13 protein-coding genes are annotated in these 16,947 nt (G+C 62.8%); 11 read left to right on the top strand and 2 right to left on the bottom strand.

Annotation, left to right across the window (positions count from 1 at the left end; all coding sequences use genetic code 11):
* Positions 1-10 precede the first annotated feature (10 nt).
* The 9 genes from AWB79_RS29330 (at position 11) to ugpQ (ending at position 9,558) form a co-directional block, all read left to right on the top strand.
* Complete coding sequence (locus AWB79_RS29330; protein ID WP_061170944.1) at positions 11-1,516, top strand: type IV pilus secretin PilQ; 1,506 nt, start codon at positions 11-13, stop codon at positions 1,514-1,516.
* Between the two features lie 148 nt (positions 1,517-1,664).
* A complete protein-coding gene (locus AWB79_RS29335; protein WP_374728571.1) occupies positions 1,665-2,171 on the top strand; it encodes a shikimate kinase in 507 nt (168 codons plus the stop codon).
* Positions 2,171-3,268 (top strand): 3-dehydroquinate synthase, encoded by a 1,098-nt coding sequence (gene aroB / locus AWB79_RS29340; protein WP_061170946.1) that lies wholly within the window; start codon positions 2,171-2,173, stop codon positions 3,266-3,268. Before AWB79_RS29335 ends, aroB begins: the two co-directional genes overlap by 1 nt.
* Positions 3,269-3,310: 42 nt before the next feature.
* The gene (locus AWB79_RS29345; protein WP_061170947.1) at positions 3,311-4,534 is read left to right on the top strand and encodes a deoxyguanosinetriphosphate triphosphohydrolase; all 1,224 of its coding nucleotides are present in this window, start codon (positions 3,311-3,313) and stop codon (positions 4,532-4,534) included.
* A 44-nt stretch (positions 4,535-4,578) separates the two neighbouring features.
* Entirely contained in the window at positions 4,579-5,904 is a 1,326-nt protein-coding gene (gene ugpB / locus AWB79_RS29350) for a sn-glycerol-3-phosphate ABC transporter substrate-binding protein UgpB (protein ID WP_061170948.1), read from the top strand.
* A gap of 56 nt (positions 5,905-5,960) precedes the next feature.
* Positions 5,961-6,845 (top strand): sn-glycerol-3-phosphate ABC transporter permease UgpA, encoded by an 885-nt coding sequence (ugpA, locus tag AWB79_RS29355; RefSeq protein ID WP_061170949.1) that lies wholly within the window; start codon positions 5,961-5,963, stop codon positions 6,843-6,845.
* Complete coding sequence (gene ugpE / locus AWB79_RS29360; RefSeq protein ID WP_061170950.1) at positions 6,842-7,687, top strand: sn-glycerol-3-phosphate ABC transporter permease UgpE; 846 nt, start codon at positions 6,842-6,844, stop codon at positions 7,685-7,687. The genes ugpA and ugpE overlap by 4 nt, the downstream gene beginning before the upstream one ends.
* Positions 7,688-7,703: 16 nt before the next feature.
* Positions 7,704-8,789, top strand: coding sequence for a sn-glycerol-3-phosphate import ATP-binding protein UgpC (locus tag AWB79_RS29365; protein WP_061170951.1), 1,086 nt, complete (start codon positions 7,704-7,706; stop codon positions 8,787-8,789).
* 13 nt (positions 8,790-8,802) lie between these two features.
* Positions 8,803-9,558, top strand: coding sequence for a glycerophosphodiester phosphodiesterase (gene ugpQ / locus AWB79_RS29370; RefSeq protein ID WP_061170952.1), 756 nt, complete (start codon positions 8,803-8,805; stop codon positions 9,556-9,558).
* 34 nt (positions 9,559-9,592) lie between these two features.
* On the opposite strand, the gene AWB79_RS29375 is transcribed toward ugpQ, so the two are convergent.
* The gene (locus AWB79_RS29375; RefSeq protein ID WP_061170953.1) at positions 9,593-9,970 is read right to left on the bottom strand and encodes an ElaB/YgaM/YqjD family protein; all 378 of its coding nucleotides are present in this window, start codon (positions 9,968-9,970) and stop codon (positions 9,593-9,595) included.
* Positions 9,971-10,269: 299 nt separating this feature from the next.
* Positions 10,270-10,995, bottom strand: coding sequence for an OmpW/AlkL family protein (locus AWB79_RS29380; RefSeq protein ID WP_061170993.1), 726 nt, complete (start codon positions 10,993-10,995; stop codon positions 10,270-10,272).
* Positions 10,996-11,199: 204 nt separating this feature from the next.
* Between AWB79_RS29380 and AWB79_RS29385 the strand changes: the two genes are divergently transcribed.
* Together AWB79_RS29385 and AWB79_RS29390 are read left to right on the top strand one after the other, a co-directional pair.
* A complete protein-coding gene (locus AWB79_RS29385) occupies positions 11,200-11,907 on the top strand; it encodes a transposase (protein ID WP_061170954.1) in 708 nt (235 codons plus the stop codon).
* Positions 11,908-12,232: 325 nt separating this feature from the next.
* Positions 12,233-16,936, top strand: a complete 4,704-nt coding sequence (locus tag AWB79_RS29390; protein ID WP_061170955.1) for a glutamate synthase-related protein — start codon at positions 12,233-12,235, stop codon at positions 16,934-16,936.
* The last annotated feature ends 11 nt before the right edge of the window (positions 16,937-16,947 follow it).

The raw sequence follows: 16,947 nt of genomic DNA on the forward strand, positions 1-16,947 counted from the left end.
TTCACGCACGATGGCGGGCGTTGGTCTGGCCGCGCTTCTGTTCGTTCACGCGCCGCTGGCGGCCGAAAGCGCCGATGCAATCGTCGCGCCGTTGCCGCCGCTGCCGGGCCTTTCCGAGGCTTCATCCGGCGATCCGCACGTGACTGCCGTGCCGGGCGAGGAGCCGCCGGGAAAGCCCACTGCGGTGACGGAAGACGCGCTCGAAGGTCCGCCGGTTCCGCTCGCTCCGCCCGCGCGGCTGAGCGTGTTGCCGTCCTCGTCCTCGTCCTCGTCCTCGTCCTCGTCTGCGGGCGCGCGGCCGCCTGCCGACGACGGCAAGCCGATCACGCTCGATCTGAAGAACGCCGATCTCGGCGCCGCGCTGCATGCGTTCGCGCGTTTCGCGGGCGTGAACATCGTCGCGAGCGAGAAAGTGCGCGGGCAGGTATCGATGAATCTCGTCGCCGTGCCGTGGCGGCGCGCCTTCGACACGCTGCTCGAAGTCCACGGCCTCGCGATGGAGCAGCACGACAACGTGATCTGGGTCGCGCCGATCGCCGAGCTCGCCGCTCGCGAAAAGCTGCGCTTCGAGGCCCACGCGCGCGCGGCCGATCTCGAACCGCTCGCGAGCCGCACGTTCGTGCTGCGCTATTCGCGAGCGGAGGAGCTGCGCAAGATGCTGAGCGGCTCGGGCAGCCAGCGTGTGCTGTCGAAGCGCGGTTCCGCGATCGCCGACACCCGCACGAATCTGCTCTTCGTCACTGATCTCGATGCGCGTGTACAGCAGATCGCCGAGCTGATCGCGCTGATCGACCGATCGACGCCGCAGGTCATGATCGAGGCGAAGATCGTCGAGGGCGAAGCGGGACTGTCGCGCAATCTTGGCGTCAGGCTCGGCGTCGCGGCGCAGGGCGACCCCGCGACCGGTTTGGCGGGCGGCAAGGACGGTGTGGTATACGATTTGTCGGCGGGGCCGATCAGCGGTTTCGACGCGGCGACGGCCGGTCTTACGCTGTTCGTTGCGCAGGCCACACGGCTGCTCAATATTGAACTGAGCGCGCTGGAGGCGGAAGGGCGCGGACAGATCGTCTCGCGGCCGCGCGTCGTCACGGCGGACCGGGTCAAATCCATCGTCGAGCAGGGCATGGAGGTGCCGTATCAGGCGAAGGTCGGCAACGGCATGTCGGGCGTGCAGTTTCGACGCGCAACGCTCAAACTGGAGGTCGAGCCGCAGATCACGCCGCACGGGCACGTCATTCTCGATCTAGACATCACGAAAGACAGTGTCGGCGAGCAGACCGCGAACGGGCCTGCCATCCACACGAAGCACGTGCAGACGCGCGTGGAAGTAGAAAACGGCGGCACAGTGGCGATCGGCGGCATCTATTCGGACGACGAGCGCAACGACACGACCGGGGTGCCGGGGCTGTCGAAATTGCCGCTGATCGGTTGGCTGTTTCGCAACGAGGCGCGGCGCGCGTCGAAGAGCGAACTGGTCATATTGGTCACGCCGCACGTTATCGCGTCGGGCAGCTGAAGCCGACGAGTCAAGGCTGACGGGCGGCGCGACTCGACAAAGCGGGCGGTTTGCCCTTAAGCTGCCGCACGAACAAATCGCATCGAACTGGAAGGAAACCGAGTTGCAGGAAGGGCACGCGAACGCGAACATCTTTTTCGTCGGACTCATGGGGGCGGGTAAAACCACCGTGGGCCGTGCGGTTGCGCGCCGTCTGCAGCGCTCGTTCATCGATTCGGATCACGAGATCGAGGCGCGCACGGGCGCCCGCATTCCAGTGATCTGGGAGCTCGAGGGAGAAGCGGGTTTCCGCCAGCGCGAGGCGAATGTCATCGACGAACTGTCGCAGCGCAGCGGCATCGTGCTCGCCACGGGTGGCGGCGCGGTGTTGCGCGCCGAGAATCGCGAACATCTGAAGAATCGCGGCATCGTCATCTATCTGCGCGCCAATCCGCACGATCTCTGGCAGCGCACGCGGCGCGACAAGAACCGGCCGCTGCTGCAGACCGAAGACCCGCGCGGCAAGCTCGAAGCGCTCTTTCAGACGCGCGATCCGCTGTATCACGAATGCGCGCATTTCGTCGTGGAAACGGGGCGGCCGACCGTGAACGCGCTCGTCAATATGGTCCTGATGCAACTGGAGGTCGCCGGCGTCGTCAAGTCGCCCGAGTCATAATGCCCGCCATGAATATCCCTACGATCACCGTCAGCGTCGAACTGGGCGAGCGCGCCTATCCCATTCATATCGGTGCGGGCCTGATCGGCCGCACGGAACTGTTCGCGCCGCATATCAAGGGCGCGTCGGTGGCGATCGTCACCAATACGACCATCGATCCGCTCTACGGCCATCAACTGCGCGCCGCGCTCGCGCCGTTCGGCAAGAAAGTGACGACCGTCGTGCTGCCGGATGGCGAGGCGCACAAGAACTGGGAAACGCTCAACCAGATTTTCGACGCGCTCCTCACCGAACGCGCGGACCGCAAGACCACGCTGATCGCGCTCGGCGGCGGCGTCGTGGGCGACATGACCGGTTTTGCCGCCGCGTGCTACATGCGCGGCGTACCGTTCATTCAGGTGCCGACCACCTTGCTGTCGCAAGTGGATTCGTCGGTGGGCGGCAAGACGGGCATCAATCATCCGCTCGGCAAGAACATGATCGGCGCGTTCTATCAGCCGCAAGCCGTGATCGCCGACATCGCCGCGTTGCATACGCTGCCGCCACGCGAACTGGCCGCGGGGATCGCCGAAGTCATCAAGACCGCCGCGATCAAGGACGCCGAATTCTTCGAGTGGATCGAAGCGAACATCGACGCGCTCAACGCTCAGGACGAAAGCGCGCTCGCGCATGCGGTGAAGCGCTCGTGCGAGATCAAGGCGTCGGTGGTGGCGTCGGATGAGCGCGAAGGCGGGCAGCGCGCGATCCTCAATTTCGGCCACACCTTCGGCCACGCGATCGAAGCCGGTCTCGGCTACGGCGAATGGCTGCATGGCGAAGCAGTAGGCTGCGGCATGGTGATGGCGGCGGACCTTTCCGTGCGCCTCGGCAAGCTCGACGAAGCCGCGCGCGCGCGACTCGTGCGCGTGATCGAGGCGGCGAAGCTGCCGGTCGTCGCGCCCAGCCTCGGCGACGACCGCTACGTCGATCTGATGAAAGTCGACAAGAAGGCCGAAGCCGGCGAGATCAAATTCATTCTGCTGACCCGCTTCGGCGCGACCGAGATCACCGGCGCGCCCGATCAGGCGGTGCGCGCGACACTCGCCGCCAGCGTCTGATCCGCGCGAGGCGGCAACCACCACGACGATGCGGAGCAGCCGGTGAGCGAACGAGAACATCAACTTCCGCCGGGCGCGCCATCTTCGCTCGCACTCGAAGCGCATCTCGCACCGTACGCGGCGCATTCGTCGCAATCGCGCGGACGTCGCTTCGCCGAGCCGCCGCCCGCCGCGCGCACCGAGTTTCAGCGCGACCGCGACCGCATCGTGCATTCGACCGCGTTTCGCCGGCTCGAATACAAGACGCAGGTGTTCGTCAATCACGAAGGCGACCTGTTTCGCACGCGCCTCACGCACAGTCTGGAGGTCGCGCAGATCGCGCGTTCGGTCGCGCGCAATCTGCGGGTGAACGAAGATCTGGTCGAAGCCATCTCGCTTGCGCACGATCTCGGACATACTCCGTTCGGCCACGCCGGACAGGACGCGCTGCACGAATGCATGCGCGATCACGGCGGCTTCGAGCACAATCTGCAAAGCCTCGCGGTGGTCGATCAGCTCGAAGAGCACTATGGCGCGTTCAATGGCCTGAATCTTTGCTTTGAGACGCGCGAAGGCATTCTCAAGCATTGCTCACGCGAGAACGCGCGCAAGCTCGGCGACCTCGGCGAGCGCTTTCTTACGGGCAAGCAGCCTTCGCTCGAAGCGCAGATCGCCAATGTCGCGGATGAAATCGCCTACAACAATCACGATGTCGACGACGGCCTGCGCTCCGGCCTCATCACGCTCGAACAGCTTTCCGAAGTGAGTCTGTGGCACACGCACTTCGAAGCGGCGCGCGCCGATTATCCGAACATCGAAGGGCGCAGGCTGATTCACGAGACCATCCGGCGCATCATCAATACGCTGATTGTCGATTTGATCGAGTCGACGAACCGCAATCTGCAGCGCGTCATGCCGCAGTCGCTCGACGATGTCCGCAACGCGCCGACGCTCGTCGCGCATGGCGATGAAGTCGCCGCGCAGGCGGCGCAACTCAAGCGCTTTCTGTTCAAGAACCTGTACCGGCACTATCGCGTGATGCGCATGGCCAACAAGGCGAAGCGCGTCGTGACCGGACTATTCGAAGCCTTCACCGAAGACCCGCGTCTGTTGCCGCCTGCGTATCAGGCGCGTTTGCCGGTCGCGGAGGAATCGGCGAACGACGCGCCTTCGTCGGGTCATGGCGACAGCTCGCAGGCGCGGCTCGTTGCGCATTACATCGCGGGCATGACCGATCGCTATGCATTGAAAGAGTATCAACGCTTATTTGTCATCGACAACAACTAAGATCGCGCGCTTTACTGCGTGAATCATCAAAAGGAGACTCATCGATGAGCTGCAAGCCCTTGTTCCCCACGATCTCGGCCGCGGCCGTTCTGGCGTTCGGCGTCAGCACAGCCGCTCACGCCGCCACGGAAATCCAGTTCTGGCACGCAATGGAAGCCGCGCTCGGCGAGCGCGTGAACGACATTGCCAGCGACTTCAACAAATCGCAGAGCGATTACAAGATCGTCCCCGTGTTCAAGGGCACGTATGACCAGACGCTCGCGGCGGGCATCGCGGCGTATCGCAGCGGCAACGCGCCGGCGATCCTGCAGGTCTACGAAGTCGGCACCGCAACGATGATGCAGGCGAAGAAGGCCGTTCTCCCGGTCTACGACGTGTTCAAGCAAGCCGGCGTGCCGCTCGACGAAAAGGCCTTCGTGCCGACCATCGCCGGTTATTACAGCGATGCGAAGACCGGTCATCTCATCTCGATGCCGTTCAACAGCTCGACGCCCGTTCTCTACTACAACAAGGACGCGTTCAAGAAGGCCGGTCTCGATCCGAACCAGCCGCCGAAAACCTGGGCCGATGTCGAAGCCGACGCGAAGAAGATCAAGGCCGCCGGTTATTCGTGCGGTTATTCGTCGGGCTGGCAGAGCTGGATTCAGCTCGAGAACTACAGCGCATGGCACGCCGCGCCGTTCGCAACGAAGAACAACGGCTTCGACGGACTCGACGCCAAGCTCGAATTCAACAAGCCGCTGCAGGTCGCGCATATCCAGTTCCTGCAGAACATGGCGAAGGAAGGCACGTTCACCTACGTGGGCCGCAAGGACGAGCCGGTGTCGAAGTTCTATAGCGGCGACTGCGGCATCATCACGAACTCGTCGGGCTCGCGCGCGACCATCGCCAAATATGCGAAGTTCGATTACGGTGTCGGCATGATGCCCTACGACGCGAACGTGAAGGGCGCGCCGCAAAACGCGATCATCGGCGGCGCGAGTCTGTGGGTGCTGTCTGGCAAGGACCCGGCCGTGTACAAGGGCGTCGCGAAGTTCCTCGCGTATCTGACGACGCCGGAAGTCGCGGCGAAGTGGCATCAGGACACGGGCTATCTGCCGGTCACGCACGCCGCGTATGAACTGACGCAAAAGCAGGGCTTCTACGACAAGAACCCGGGCGCGGACATCGCCATCAAGCAGATGATGAACAAGCCGCCGCTGCCGTACACGAAGGGTCTGCGTCTGGGCAACATGCCGCAGATCCGCACGATCGTCGACGAAGAGCTCGAACAGGTCTGGGCCGACAAGAAGACCCCGCAACAGGCGCTCGACGCCTCCGTGCAACGCGGCGACGAATTGCTGCGCCGCTTCGAAAAGACCGGCAACTAAGCCACTTTGAGCCACGCGCCCGCGCAGTCGCGGGCGCGCCGTTCAGGACACATCGAATGGAAAAACGGTCTCGTTTCGATACGAGCGTGTTGCCGTATCTGCTCGTCGCGCCGCAGCTCGCGATCACCGCGCTGTTCTTTCTGTGGCCCGCGGGCGAAGCGTTGTGGCAGGCCACGCAAAGTCAGGATGCGTTCGGCACGTCGAGCGAATTCGTCGGCTTGCAGAACTTCAGGCAACTGTTCGCCGATCCGCTCTACCTGTCGTCGTTCAACACGACAATGATCTTCTGCGCGCTCGTCACCGTGTCGGGTCTCGTGATCTCGCTACTGCTCGCCGCATGCGCCGATCGCGTGACGCGTGGCGCCAAGGCGTATCAGACGTTGCTCATCTGGCCGTATGCGGTCGCACCCGCGATCGCCGCCGTGCTGTGGTCGTTCCTGTTCAATCCGAGCATCGGGCTGGTGACATACGCGTTGAGCAAGCAGGGCATCGTGTGGAATCACGCGTTGAACGGCACGCAGGCGATGTTCCTCGTCGTGCTCGCGTCCGTGTGGAAGCAGGTCAGCTACAACTTCCTGTTCTTCTATGCGGGCTTGCAGGCGATTCCGCAATCGCTGATCGAAGCCGCGGCTATCGACGGCGCGGGTCCGGTGCGTCGCTTCTTCGGCATCGCGCTGCCGCTCCTGTCGCCGACGAGCTTCTTCCTGCTGGTCGTGAATCTCGTGTATGCGTTCTTCGACACCTTCCCCGTCATCGATGCCGCGACCGGCGGCGGTCCCGCGCAATCGACCAAGACGCTCATCTACAAGATTTTCGCGGAAGGCTTTCAAGGACTCGATATCGGTAGCTCGGGCGCGCAATCGGTCGTGCTGATGGTGATCGTCGTCGCATTGACAGTCGTGCAATTCCGCTTCGTCGAACGCAGGGTGCAATACTCATGATCGAGAACCGTCGCGGCTTCGATATCTTCTGTCATGCGGTGCTGCTCGCGGGCGTCGCGCTGATCGTGTTCCCGGTGTATGTCGCGTTTTGCGCGGCCACCATGAACTCGAAGGAAGTCTTCAGCGTGCCGCTTTCGCTCGTGCCGAGCACGCATCTCATCGAGAACGTCGCGCATATCTGGAAGTACGGTAGCGGCAACGCGGCCGCGCCGTTCGGCCTCATGCTGCTCAACAGCCTGGTGATGGCGCTGGTCATCTCCATCGGCAAGATCGCGGTGTCGATCGTGTCCGCGTATGCCATCGTGTTCTTCCGCTTCCCGCTGAAGAACCTCGCGTTCTGGCTGATCTTCATCACCTTGATGCTGCCCGTCGAAGTGCGCATCTTTCCGACGGTGCAGGTCGTCTCGTCGATGCATCTGTCGAACACGTACGCGGGCCTCACGCTGCCGCTGATCGCGTCGGCGACCGCGACGTTCCTGTTCCGCCAGTTCTTCATGACCTTGCCCGACGAACTGATGGAAGCGGCGCGCATCGACGGCGCGGGGCCGCTGCGCTTCTTCTGGGACGTCGTGCTGCCGCTCTCGAAGACGAACATCGCGGCGCTCTTCGTCATCACGTTCATCTACGGCTGGAACCAGTATCTCTGGCCAATTTTGATCACCAACGAAGTCTCGCTGCAGACGGCGGTGGTCGGCATCAAGAGCATGATCGCGTCGGGCGATACCGCGACCGAATGGCATCTCGTGATGACGGCGACGCTGCTCGCAATGCTGCCGCCGCTCGCGGTCGTCCTGACGATGCAGCGCTGGTTCGTGCGCGGACTCGTGGACTCGGAAAAATAACGGAGACATCGGATAGATGGCAGCGCTGAATCTCAAAGGCGTCAAGAAAACATACGACGGCTCGAACTACGTACTTCATGGCATCGATGTCGCGATCGAGGACGGCGAGTTCGTCGTGATGGTCGGTCCGTCGGGCTGCGGCAAGTCCACGCTGCTGCGCATGGTCGCGGGGCTCGAAAGCGTGTCGGACGGCGCGATCGAAATCGGCGGCAAGGTCGTGAACAAGCTTGAGCCGAAGGATCGCGACATCGCGATGGTGTTTCAGAACTACGCGCTCTATCCGCACATGAGCGTCGCGCAGAACATGGCGTATGCGCTGAAGATCGCAGGCACGGACAAATCGGCGATCGACCAGCGCGTGGCGAACGCCGCGCGTATTCTGGAGCTCGAGCATCTGCTCGCGCGCAAGCCGCGTGAATTGTCGGGCGGGCAGCGTCAGCGCGTGGCGATGGGCCGCGCGATCGTGCGCGAGCCGGCGGTCTTTCTCTTCGACGAGCCTTTGTCGAACCTCGACGCCAAGCTGCGCGTGCAGATGCGCCTCGAAATCCAGCGTCTGCATGCGCGGCTCGCCACGACGAGCCTTTACGTCACGCACGATCAGATCGAAGCGATGACGCTCGCGCAGCGCGTGATCGTGATGAACAAGGGCCACGCCGAGCAGATCGGCGCGCCGACCGAAGTGTACGAAAGGCCCGCGACGGTGTTCGTCGCGAGCTTCATCGGCTCGCCGGCGATGAATCTGTTGGAAGGACGTTTGTCGGATGACGGCGCGGCGTTTCAGATTGCGGGTGACGGGCCGGCGGTGCCGGTGAGCGGCGCGACCGGCGTGACGGATACGATGCACGGCCGCGAGTGGATCGTGGGCATTCGTCCCGAGCACATGACGCCGGGCAACGCGAACGCGCCCAAGGCGACGCTCGATGTCGATTCGGCCGAACTGCTCGGCGCCGACAACCTAGCGCACGGCCGGTGGGGCAAGCACGACGTCGCGGCGCGCCTGCCGCACGAGCATCGGCCGCAGCGCGGCGAGCGGCTGGAAGTGTCGTTGCCCGCGCGGCATTTGCATTTCTTCGATCCGTCGACCGGACTGCGCGCGAACTAGTGGAGGCGATGCGATGAGAACCTGGCCTTATCCTCCGATCGTCGCGCATCGCGGCGGCGGCAAGCTCGCGCCGGAGAACACGCTCGAAGCCATCGACGTGGGCGCGCGCCTCGGCCACAAGATGATCGAGTTCGACGCGAAACTTTCCTCCGACGATGTCGTGTTCCTGCTGCACGACGACGCCGTGGATCGCACGTCGGACGGGCACGGCGCGGCGAAGTCGATGACCTACGCGCAACTCGGCGCGCTCGACGCGGGCACGTGGTTCGGCGCGGAGTTCGCGCACGCGCGCATGCCGACGCTCGCGCAGGTGCGCGAACGCTGCGCCCGGCACGGCCTCGCGGCGAATATCGAGATCAAGCCGAGTCAGGGGCGTGATGTGGAAACGGGGGTGCTCGTCGCGCGCGAGGCGGCGAGTTTGTGGGCGGATGCCGAGCCGCTGCCGCTGTTGTCATCGTTTTCATACGCGGCGCTGGAGGCTGCTCGCGATGTCGCGCCGAACCTGCCGCGCGGCATGCTCTACGAGCGCGTGCCTGCCAACTGGCATACGCAGACCGCGGCGCTGTCGTGCGTTTCGCTGCATGCGAATCATCAAGCGCTAGACGCTGCCCTCGTCGCGCAAATCAAGGATGCCGGGCTTCGCATTCTCGCCTACACCGTGAACGACCCGGGGCGCGCACGGCTGCTCGCGCAATGGGGAGTCGATGCGATCTGCACGGATCGCATCGACCTCATTGGCGCGGACTTCCTGGACGTGTCGTCCGATTGATCGCGCGAAGCGCGTAGTACGTGAGCGTGAATCGTCAGCGCACGCGCGCCAGCAGCACGCCGGCGACGAGCGCGAGCCCGCCGACCAGCACGATGGTCTGCCAAGGCTTTTCGTGGATGTAATTGTCGGCGTCTTCGAAGACGGCGCCGGCGCGTTCTCGCAGCGCCGCCTGCGTATCGTTCAGACGTGCGCGCGCGCTGTCGAGGCGCTCGCCAATCTGCGCGCGCAACGCGGCGGCGTCGGCCGATGTGCCGTGTGAGAGCGTGTCTTCGAGTTCGCTAAGCAGCGAACGCAGTTCGGAACCGATGTCCTCGGCCGCTTCACGTCCATGCCGCGCGATGCGGCGGGCCCGGCGGCTCGTGGAAGTCCATGAATCTCCGATGGCGTCTCGCGTATTAGGCAATGCGTTCATAGATCGCTCCGTCGATGGATGAGTCGTGGATGACCCGCGCGTGGAGGCGGGGAAAGTTCATCATGCAGCAAATTCGATGCCGATGCCGCGATCGTGCGCGATGCCTCGGTAAGCACGACCGCGCCGCACGATACGCGCGCATCGTCGCGTAAGAACTGCAAGCGATGACGCTTTTAAAAGGTCACATTTACAAGTTCGATGAAAAAGAAAACGCCGGCATGCGTTAAACATGCCGGCGCTTTCTCTCTTATTGCAATGCTGCCTGAATCGTCATTCTGCTGAGAATCAGCAGAACTGCTTTAGAAGCGATAGCCTACTCGCAAATACGTGACGATTGGGTTGAGCGTGATTTTCGCCTTGGACTGAGCATTCAGCGTTCCGACGGGCGTTTGCGCCTGCGTGTTCAACGTCGCCGTAGCCTTCAAAGGAATGAAGGACACGGAAAACCCGGCGAACCAGTGTTCTGTGAAATTGTAAGTCGCACCGAGATTAAACACGGGCGCCCACGAACTATCCGTGTCTACCGTGGTCGGACCATGCAACACCGAGCCTTCGAATTGCTGGTTCGTGATTTGCGCGTCGGTGAACCAGGTACGTGTCACGCCAAGGCCGACGAACGGGCGGAACTTCGCCGTGGGAGCATTGAAGAAGTATTTGAACAGCAGCGTCGGACTCCACTGCTTGGCGCTGCCGAGCTTGCCGTACTGCGAAAGGTTGCCTTTGCCTTCGAGGTCGAACGTCGGCGGCACGCCCATTTCGAGTTCGGCTGCAATATGGTCGGTGGCGAAGTAACCTACGGTGAAGCCAACGGTGTCAGCACTCGAGATACCGGCGCCTGTGCCGGGAACATCGATATTGACGGGAGATCCGCCTACACTTGTTTCTTTGAGCGGACCGCTGCTGTCTTGCGGTGCAAAGTGAAACCAGCCTGCTGTTGCATAGAACGACCCAGCGGATTGGGCATGTGCCGCGGTGGACAGACACGCTAATGCGGCGATCCCCGTTACGACTTGTTTTATTTTCAATTTGTGCTCCTCCAAAAAGCACGCTCATTATGAACACAACATTTCACATAAACCATAGCGGTGCCGTAGAGCATTCTCCCTAGGGCAAAGAGCGGCTTTGGGGCTTCGTTGCACGGCAATTGCATGCGTTTCGTCATGCCGCCGCGACGGCTCCGAGAGGCCCCCGAACGGGGTAACAGAAACGCGACCAACGGAATATCCAGCATGGCACGGCTTGCACGACTCTACGTTCCCGAACAGCCGCAGCATGTCATCCTGCGTGGTCTCGACCAGCAACCCGCCTTCGTCGACGACCAGGACTACGAGCTCTTCATCGACTGCTTGAGGACTGCTTCACGTGATCATCACCTCTCCATCCATGCCTATGCGCTGATGCCGCAAGCGGTGCATCTGCTCGTCACGCCTCGCGACGAGTCCAGCTTGCCCAAAGCGATGCAGGCCGTAGGACGTCGTTACGTAGCGCACTTCAATCGTCGTTACATGCGGCGCGGCACGTTGTGGGAAGGACGCTATCGAGCCACGGTCATCGAGGGCGAGCGCTACTTCCTGCTCGCCACGCGGGTCGTCGAGATGGCGCCGGTGCGCGCGCAACTCGTCGCGGCGCCGCAAGACTACAAATGGTCCAGCTTCCGTCATCACACCGGGCTTACGCTCGATGGTCTGATCACTGACCATCCGCTCTTCTGGTCGCTCGGCAACACGCCGTTCGAGCGACAACATGCATACAAGGAGCTGTGCGAACAACCGCTCGACGAACGCGAAGCCAACCGTTTGCTGCAAGCCACCCTCAAAGGTTGGGTGCTCGGCAGCGATGCGTATCGCGAGTGGGCGTCGCATGCCGCGAACCGCCGGGTGTCGCCGCTGCCGCGCGGCCGGCCCCGCAAGATCCGCGAAACTCCACAGCCTCAATAACGGCGTTCCGCCGCGAACCTGAAGCAAAAAATGAAACGGCGTCTCGAATTTTCGGAGCTCGCCGTTTCTTTTTTATGAAGATCGATGAGGCCCCAATATATTCGGGCCCGTTTGCACCATATCGATAATTGGTGTCATATCATCAAGTTTTATTTGCCATCGCTTTGATTCGTCGCGTATATTTCGATTTCCGGCGATTGCCGCGGTGCAGCGTGCCGCGCACGACCGTGCAGTGCGACACATACAAGCTGAAAAAACACGTCGCAGGCGACAAGAAAATGGTTCAACGGCCGAGTCGGCCCCTCACAGTAGAGACGGTGTCCCCATGAACGATCATCAGCAACCGGCAGCCGGTTCGCTTCCCGCCGCGCAGGGCATGTACGACCCTGCGAACGAACACGACGCGTGCGGCGTCGGTTTCGTCGCCCATATCAAGGGGAAAAAGAGCCACGAGATCATTCAGCAGGGTCTCAAGATTCTCGAAAATCTCGATCACCGCGGCGCGGTCGGGGCCGATCCGCTGATGGGCGACGGCGCCGGCATCCTGATCCAGGTGCCGGACGGCTTCTATCGCGAAGAAATGGCCAAGCAGGGCGTGACGTTGCCGCCGGCTGGCGAATACGGCGTCGGCATGATCTTCCTGCCGAAGGAACATGCGTCGCGTCTCGCGTGCGAGCAGGAGCTCGAGCGCACGGTCAAGGCCGAAGGCCAGGTCGTGCTCGGCTGGCGTGACGTGCCCGTCGATTCCAACATGCCCATTTCGCCGACCGTGAAGGCGAGCGAGCCGCTGATCCGTCAGATTTTCATCGGCCGCGGCAAGGATATCGTCGTGACGGACGCGCTCGAGCGCAAGCTGTACATCATCCGCAAGACGGCGAGTCATCGGATCCAGGCGCTCAAGCTCAAGCACGGCAAGGAATACTTCGTGCCGTCCATGTCGTCGCGCACCGTCGTGTACAAGGGCTTGCTGCTGGCCGGTCAGGTCGGCGTGTATTACCGCGATCTGCAGGACGAGCGCGTGGTTTCCGCGCTCGCGCTCGTGCACCAGCGCTTCTCGACCAACACGTTCCCGGCGTGGGAACTCGCGCACCCTTATCGCCTGATCGCGCACAACGGTGAAATCAACACCGTGAAGGGCAACGTCAACTGGCTGAACGCCCGCACGGGCGCGATCGCCTCGTACGTGCTCGGCGACGATCTGCCGAAGCTCTGGCCGCTGATCTACCCGGGCCAGTCGGACACGGCATCGTTCGACAACTGTCTCGAACTGCTGGTGATGGCCGGCTACCCGCTCGTCCACGCGATGATGATGATGATTCCCGAAGCCTGGGAACAGCACACGCTGATGGACGACAACCGCCGTGCGTTTTACGAATACCACGCCGCGATGATGGAGCCGTGGGACGGCCCCGCCGCGATCGCGTTCACGGACGGCCGCCAGATCGGCGCGACGCTCGACCGTAACGGCCTGCGTCCGGCGCGCTATATCGTCACCGACGACGATCTCGTGATCCTCGCTTCGGAATCCGGCGTGCTGCCCATTCCCGAGTCGAAGATCGTCCAGAAGTGGCGTCTGCAGCCGGGCAAGATGTTCCTGATCGACATGGAGCAGGGCCGCATCATCCAGGACAAGGAACTGAAGGACAACCTGTCCAACGCCAAGCCGTACAAGAGCTGGATCGAAGCCGTGCGCATCAAGCTCGACGAGATCGAGCCGAAGGCGGAAGACGTCGAAACGCAACGCCGCGAAGCGGCCGTGCTGCTCGATCGTCAGCAGGCGTTCGGCTACACGCAGGAAGACCTCAAGTTCCTGATGGCGCCGATGGCGCAATCGGGCGAGGAGGCGGTCGGTTCGATGGGCAACGACTCGCCGCTCGCGGTCATGTCCAACAAGAACAAGACGCTCTACAACTACTTCAAGCAGTTGTTCGCGCAAGTGACGAACCCGCCGATCGACCCGATCCGCGAAAACCTGGTGATGTCGCTCGTCTCGTTCATCGGTCCGAAGCCGAACCTGCTCGACACGACCAACATCAACCCGACGATGCGCCTCGAAGTGTCGCAGCCCGTGCTCGACTTCAAGGACATCGCGAAAATTCGCGCGATCGATCAGTACACCGGCGGCAAGTTCAGCTCGTACGAACTGAACATCGTGTATCCGGCGTCGTGGGGCAAGGAAGGCATCGAAGCGCGTATCGCGTCGTTGTGCGCGGAAGCCGTCGATGCCGTGAAGTCCGGCTACAACATCCTGATCGTGTCGGACCGCCGTGCCGACCGCGATAACGTCGCGATTCCGGCGCTGCTCGCCACGTCCGCGATCCACTCGCATCTCGTGCAGCACGGTCTGCGCACGAGCACGGGTCTCGTCGTGGAAACGGGTTCGGCGCGCGAGACGCACCACTTCGCGCTGCTCGCGGGCTTCGGCGCGGAAGCCGTGCACCCGTATCTCGCGCTGGAAACGCTCGCCAATATGGCCGAAGGCCTGAAGGGCGATCTGTCGGCCGAGAAGGTGATCTACAACTTCACCAAGGCAGTCGGCAAGGGCCTCCTGAAGGTCATGTCGAAGATGGGCATTTCGACGTACATGTCCTACACCGGCGCGCAGATTTTCGAAGCGGTCGGTCTGTCGTCTGAACTGGTGGAGAAGTATTTCAAGGGCACGGCGTCGAAGGTCGGTGGCATCGGCATCTTCGAAGTGGCGGAAGAAGCGATCCGCCTGCATCGCGACGCCTTCGGCGACAACCCGGTTCTCGCGAACATGCTCGACGCGGGCGGCGAATACGCCTACCGCGTACGCGGCGAAGAGCACATGTGGACCCCGGACGCGATCGCCAAGCTGCAACACTCGGCGCGCAGCAACTCGTATCAGACGTACAAGGAATACGCGCACATCATCAACGACCAGACGAAGCGTCACATGACGTTCCGCGGTCTGTTCGAGTTCAAGGTCGAACCGACGAAGGCGATTCCGCTCGACGAAGTGGAATCGGCGAAGGACATCGTCAAGCGCTTCGCGACCGGCGCGATGTCGCTCGGCTCGATTTCGACCGAAGCGCACGCCACGCTGGCGGTCGCGATGAACCGCATCGGCGGCAAGTCGAACACGGGCGAAGGCGGCGAGGACGAAACGCGTTATCGCAACGAACTGCGCGGCATTCCGATCAAGAACGGCGACACGCTTCAATCGATCATCGGCAAGGAAGTCATCACGGACATTCCGCTGAAGGACGGCGATTCGCTGCGCTCGAAGATCAAGCAGGTCGCGTCGGGCCGTTTCGGCGTGACGGCGGAGTATCTGTCGTCGGCCGACCAGATCCAGATCAAGATGGCGCAGGGCGCGAAGCCGGGCGAAGGCGGTCAGTTGCCGGGCCATAAGGTTTCGGATTACATCGGCAAGCTGCGTTACTCGGTGCCGGGCGTCGGCCTCATTTCGCCGCCGCCGCACCACGACATCTATTCGATCGAAGATCTCGCGCAGCTCATTCACGATCTGAAGAACGTGAATTCGTCGTCGAGCATTTCGGTGAAGCTCGTGTCGGAAGTCGGTGTCGGCACGGTTGCAGCCGGTGTCGCGAAGGCGAAGGCGGATCACGTCGTGATCGCCGGCCACGACGGCGGCACGGGAGCGTCGCCCTTGTCGTCGCTGAAGCATGCGGGCACGCCGTGGGAACTCGGTCTCGCGGAAACGCAGCAGACGCTGGTGCTGAACCGCCTGCGCGGCCGCATTCGCGTGCAGGCCGACGGCCAGATGAAGACCGGCCGCGATGTCGTGATCGGCGCGCTGCTCGGCGCGGATGAATTCGGCTTCGCGACGGCGCCGCTCGTCGTCGAAGGCTGCATCATGATGCGCAAGTGCCATCTGAACACCTGCCCGGTCGGCGTCGCGACGCAAGATCCTGTGCTGCGCGCGAAGTTCTCCGGTCAGCCGGAACATGTCGTCAACTTCTTCTTCTTCGTCGCGGAAGAAGTGCGCGAGATCATGGCGCAGTTCGGCATCCGCAAGTTCGACGATCTGATCGGCCGCGTCGATCTGCTCGACATGAAGAAGGGCATCGACCACTGGAAGGCGAAGGGTCTCGACTTCTCGCGCATCTTCTATCAGGTGCCGGTGGCCGAAGACGTCGCGCGCAAACATGTGGATGTGCAGGATCACGGTCTCGAGAAGGCGCTGGATCACGTGCTGATCGAGAAGTCGAAGGCGGCGATCGAGAAGGGCGAGCACGTGTCGTTCATCCAGCCGGTGCGCAACGTGAACCGCACGGTCGGCGCGATGCTGTCCGGCATGATCGCGAAGAAGCACGGCCACGACGGCCTGCCCGACGACGCGATCCACATTCAGCTGAAGGGCACGGCGGGTCAGAGCTTCGGTGCGTTCCTCGCGAAGGGCGTGACGCTCGATCTCGTCGGCGACGGCAACGACTACGTCGGCAAGGGCCTGTCGGGCGGACGAATCATCATTCGCCCGACCAACGACTTCCGCGGCAAGTCCGAGGACAACATCATCTGCGGCAACACGGTGATGTACGGCGCGATCGAAGGCGAATCGTATTTCCGCGGCGTCGCGGGCGAGCGTTTCTGCGTGCGTAACTCGGGTGCGACGGCGGTCGTCGAAGGCACGGGCGATCACGGCTGCGAATACATGACGGGCGGCACGGTGGTCGTGCTCGGCGAGACGGGCCGCAACTTCGCGGCGGGCATGTCGGGCGGCATCGCGTTCGTGTACGACCCGGACGGCGCGTTCGCCGGCAAGTGCAACAAGTCGATGGTCTCGCTCGATCCGGTTCTGCAACAGGCCGAACAGGAACGCACGGTGGACCGCACGCTGTGGCACACCGGCAAGACCGACGAAGCGCTGCTCAAGGGCCTGATCGAGCGTCACTTCCAGTTCACCGGTTCGCCGCGTGCGAAGTCGCTCCTCGAAAACTGGGATTCGGCGCGCCGTCAGTTCGTGAAGGTTTTCCCGACCGAGTACAAGCGCGCGCTGGGCGAGCTTGGCGCGAAGAAGGGCAAGGAAGCCGTCGCGGCTTAAGGCCAGTTTTA

This window comes from Caballeronia hypogeia (assembly GCF_001544875.2).
Taxonomy (GTDB): domain Bacteria; phylum Pseudomonadota; class Gammaproteobacteria; order Burkholderiales; family Burkholderiaceae; genus Caballeronia; species Caballeronia hypogeia.

Bases quoted from the DNA above. Each gene is read 5' to 3' on its own strand.
- AWB79_RS29330 (WP_061170944.1), top strand. From the start codon at position 11: ATGGCGGGCGTTGGTCTGGCCGCGCTTCTGTTCGTTCACGCGCCGCTG.
- AWB79_RS29335 (WP_374728571.1), top strand. From the start codon at position 1,665: ATGGGGGCGGGTAAAACCACCGTGGGCCGTGCGGTTGCGCGCCGTCTG.
- aroB (WP_061170946.1), top strand. From the start codon at position 2,171: ATGCCCGCCATGAATATCCCTACGATCACCGTCAGCGTCGAACTGGGC.
- ugpB (WP_061170948.1), top strand. From the start codon at position 4,579: ATGAGCTGCAAGCCCTTGTTCCCCACGATCTCGGCCGCGGCCGTTCTG.
- ugpA (WP_061170949.1), top strand. From the start codon at position 5,961: ATGGAAAAACGGTCTCGTTTCGATACGAGCGTGTTGCCGTATCTGCTC.
- ugpE (WP_061170950.1), top strand. From the start codon at position 6,842: ATGATCGAGAACCGTCGCGGCTTCGATATCTTCTGTCATGCGGTGCTG.
- AWB79_RS29365 (WP_061170951.1), top strand. From the start codon at position 7,704: ATGGCAGCGCTGAATCTCAAAGGCGTCAAGAAAACATACGACGGCTCG.
- ugpQ (WP_061170952.1), top strand. From the start codon at position 8,803: ATGAGAACCTGGCCTTATCCTCCGATCGTCGCGCATCGCGGCGGCGGC.
- AWB79_RS29375 (WP_061170953.1), bottom strand. From the start codon at position 9,970: ATGAACGCATTGCCTAATACGCGAGACGCCATCGGAGATTCATGGACT.
- AWB79_RS29385 (WP_061170954.1), top strand. From the start codon at position 11,200: ATGGCACGGCTTGCACGACTCTACGTTCCCGAACAGCCGCAGCATGTC.
- AWB79_RS29390 (WP_061170955.1), top strand. From the start codon at position 12,233: ATGAACGATCATCAGCAACCGGCAGCCGGTTCGCTTCCCGCCGCGCAG.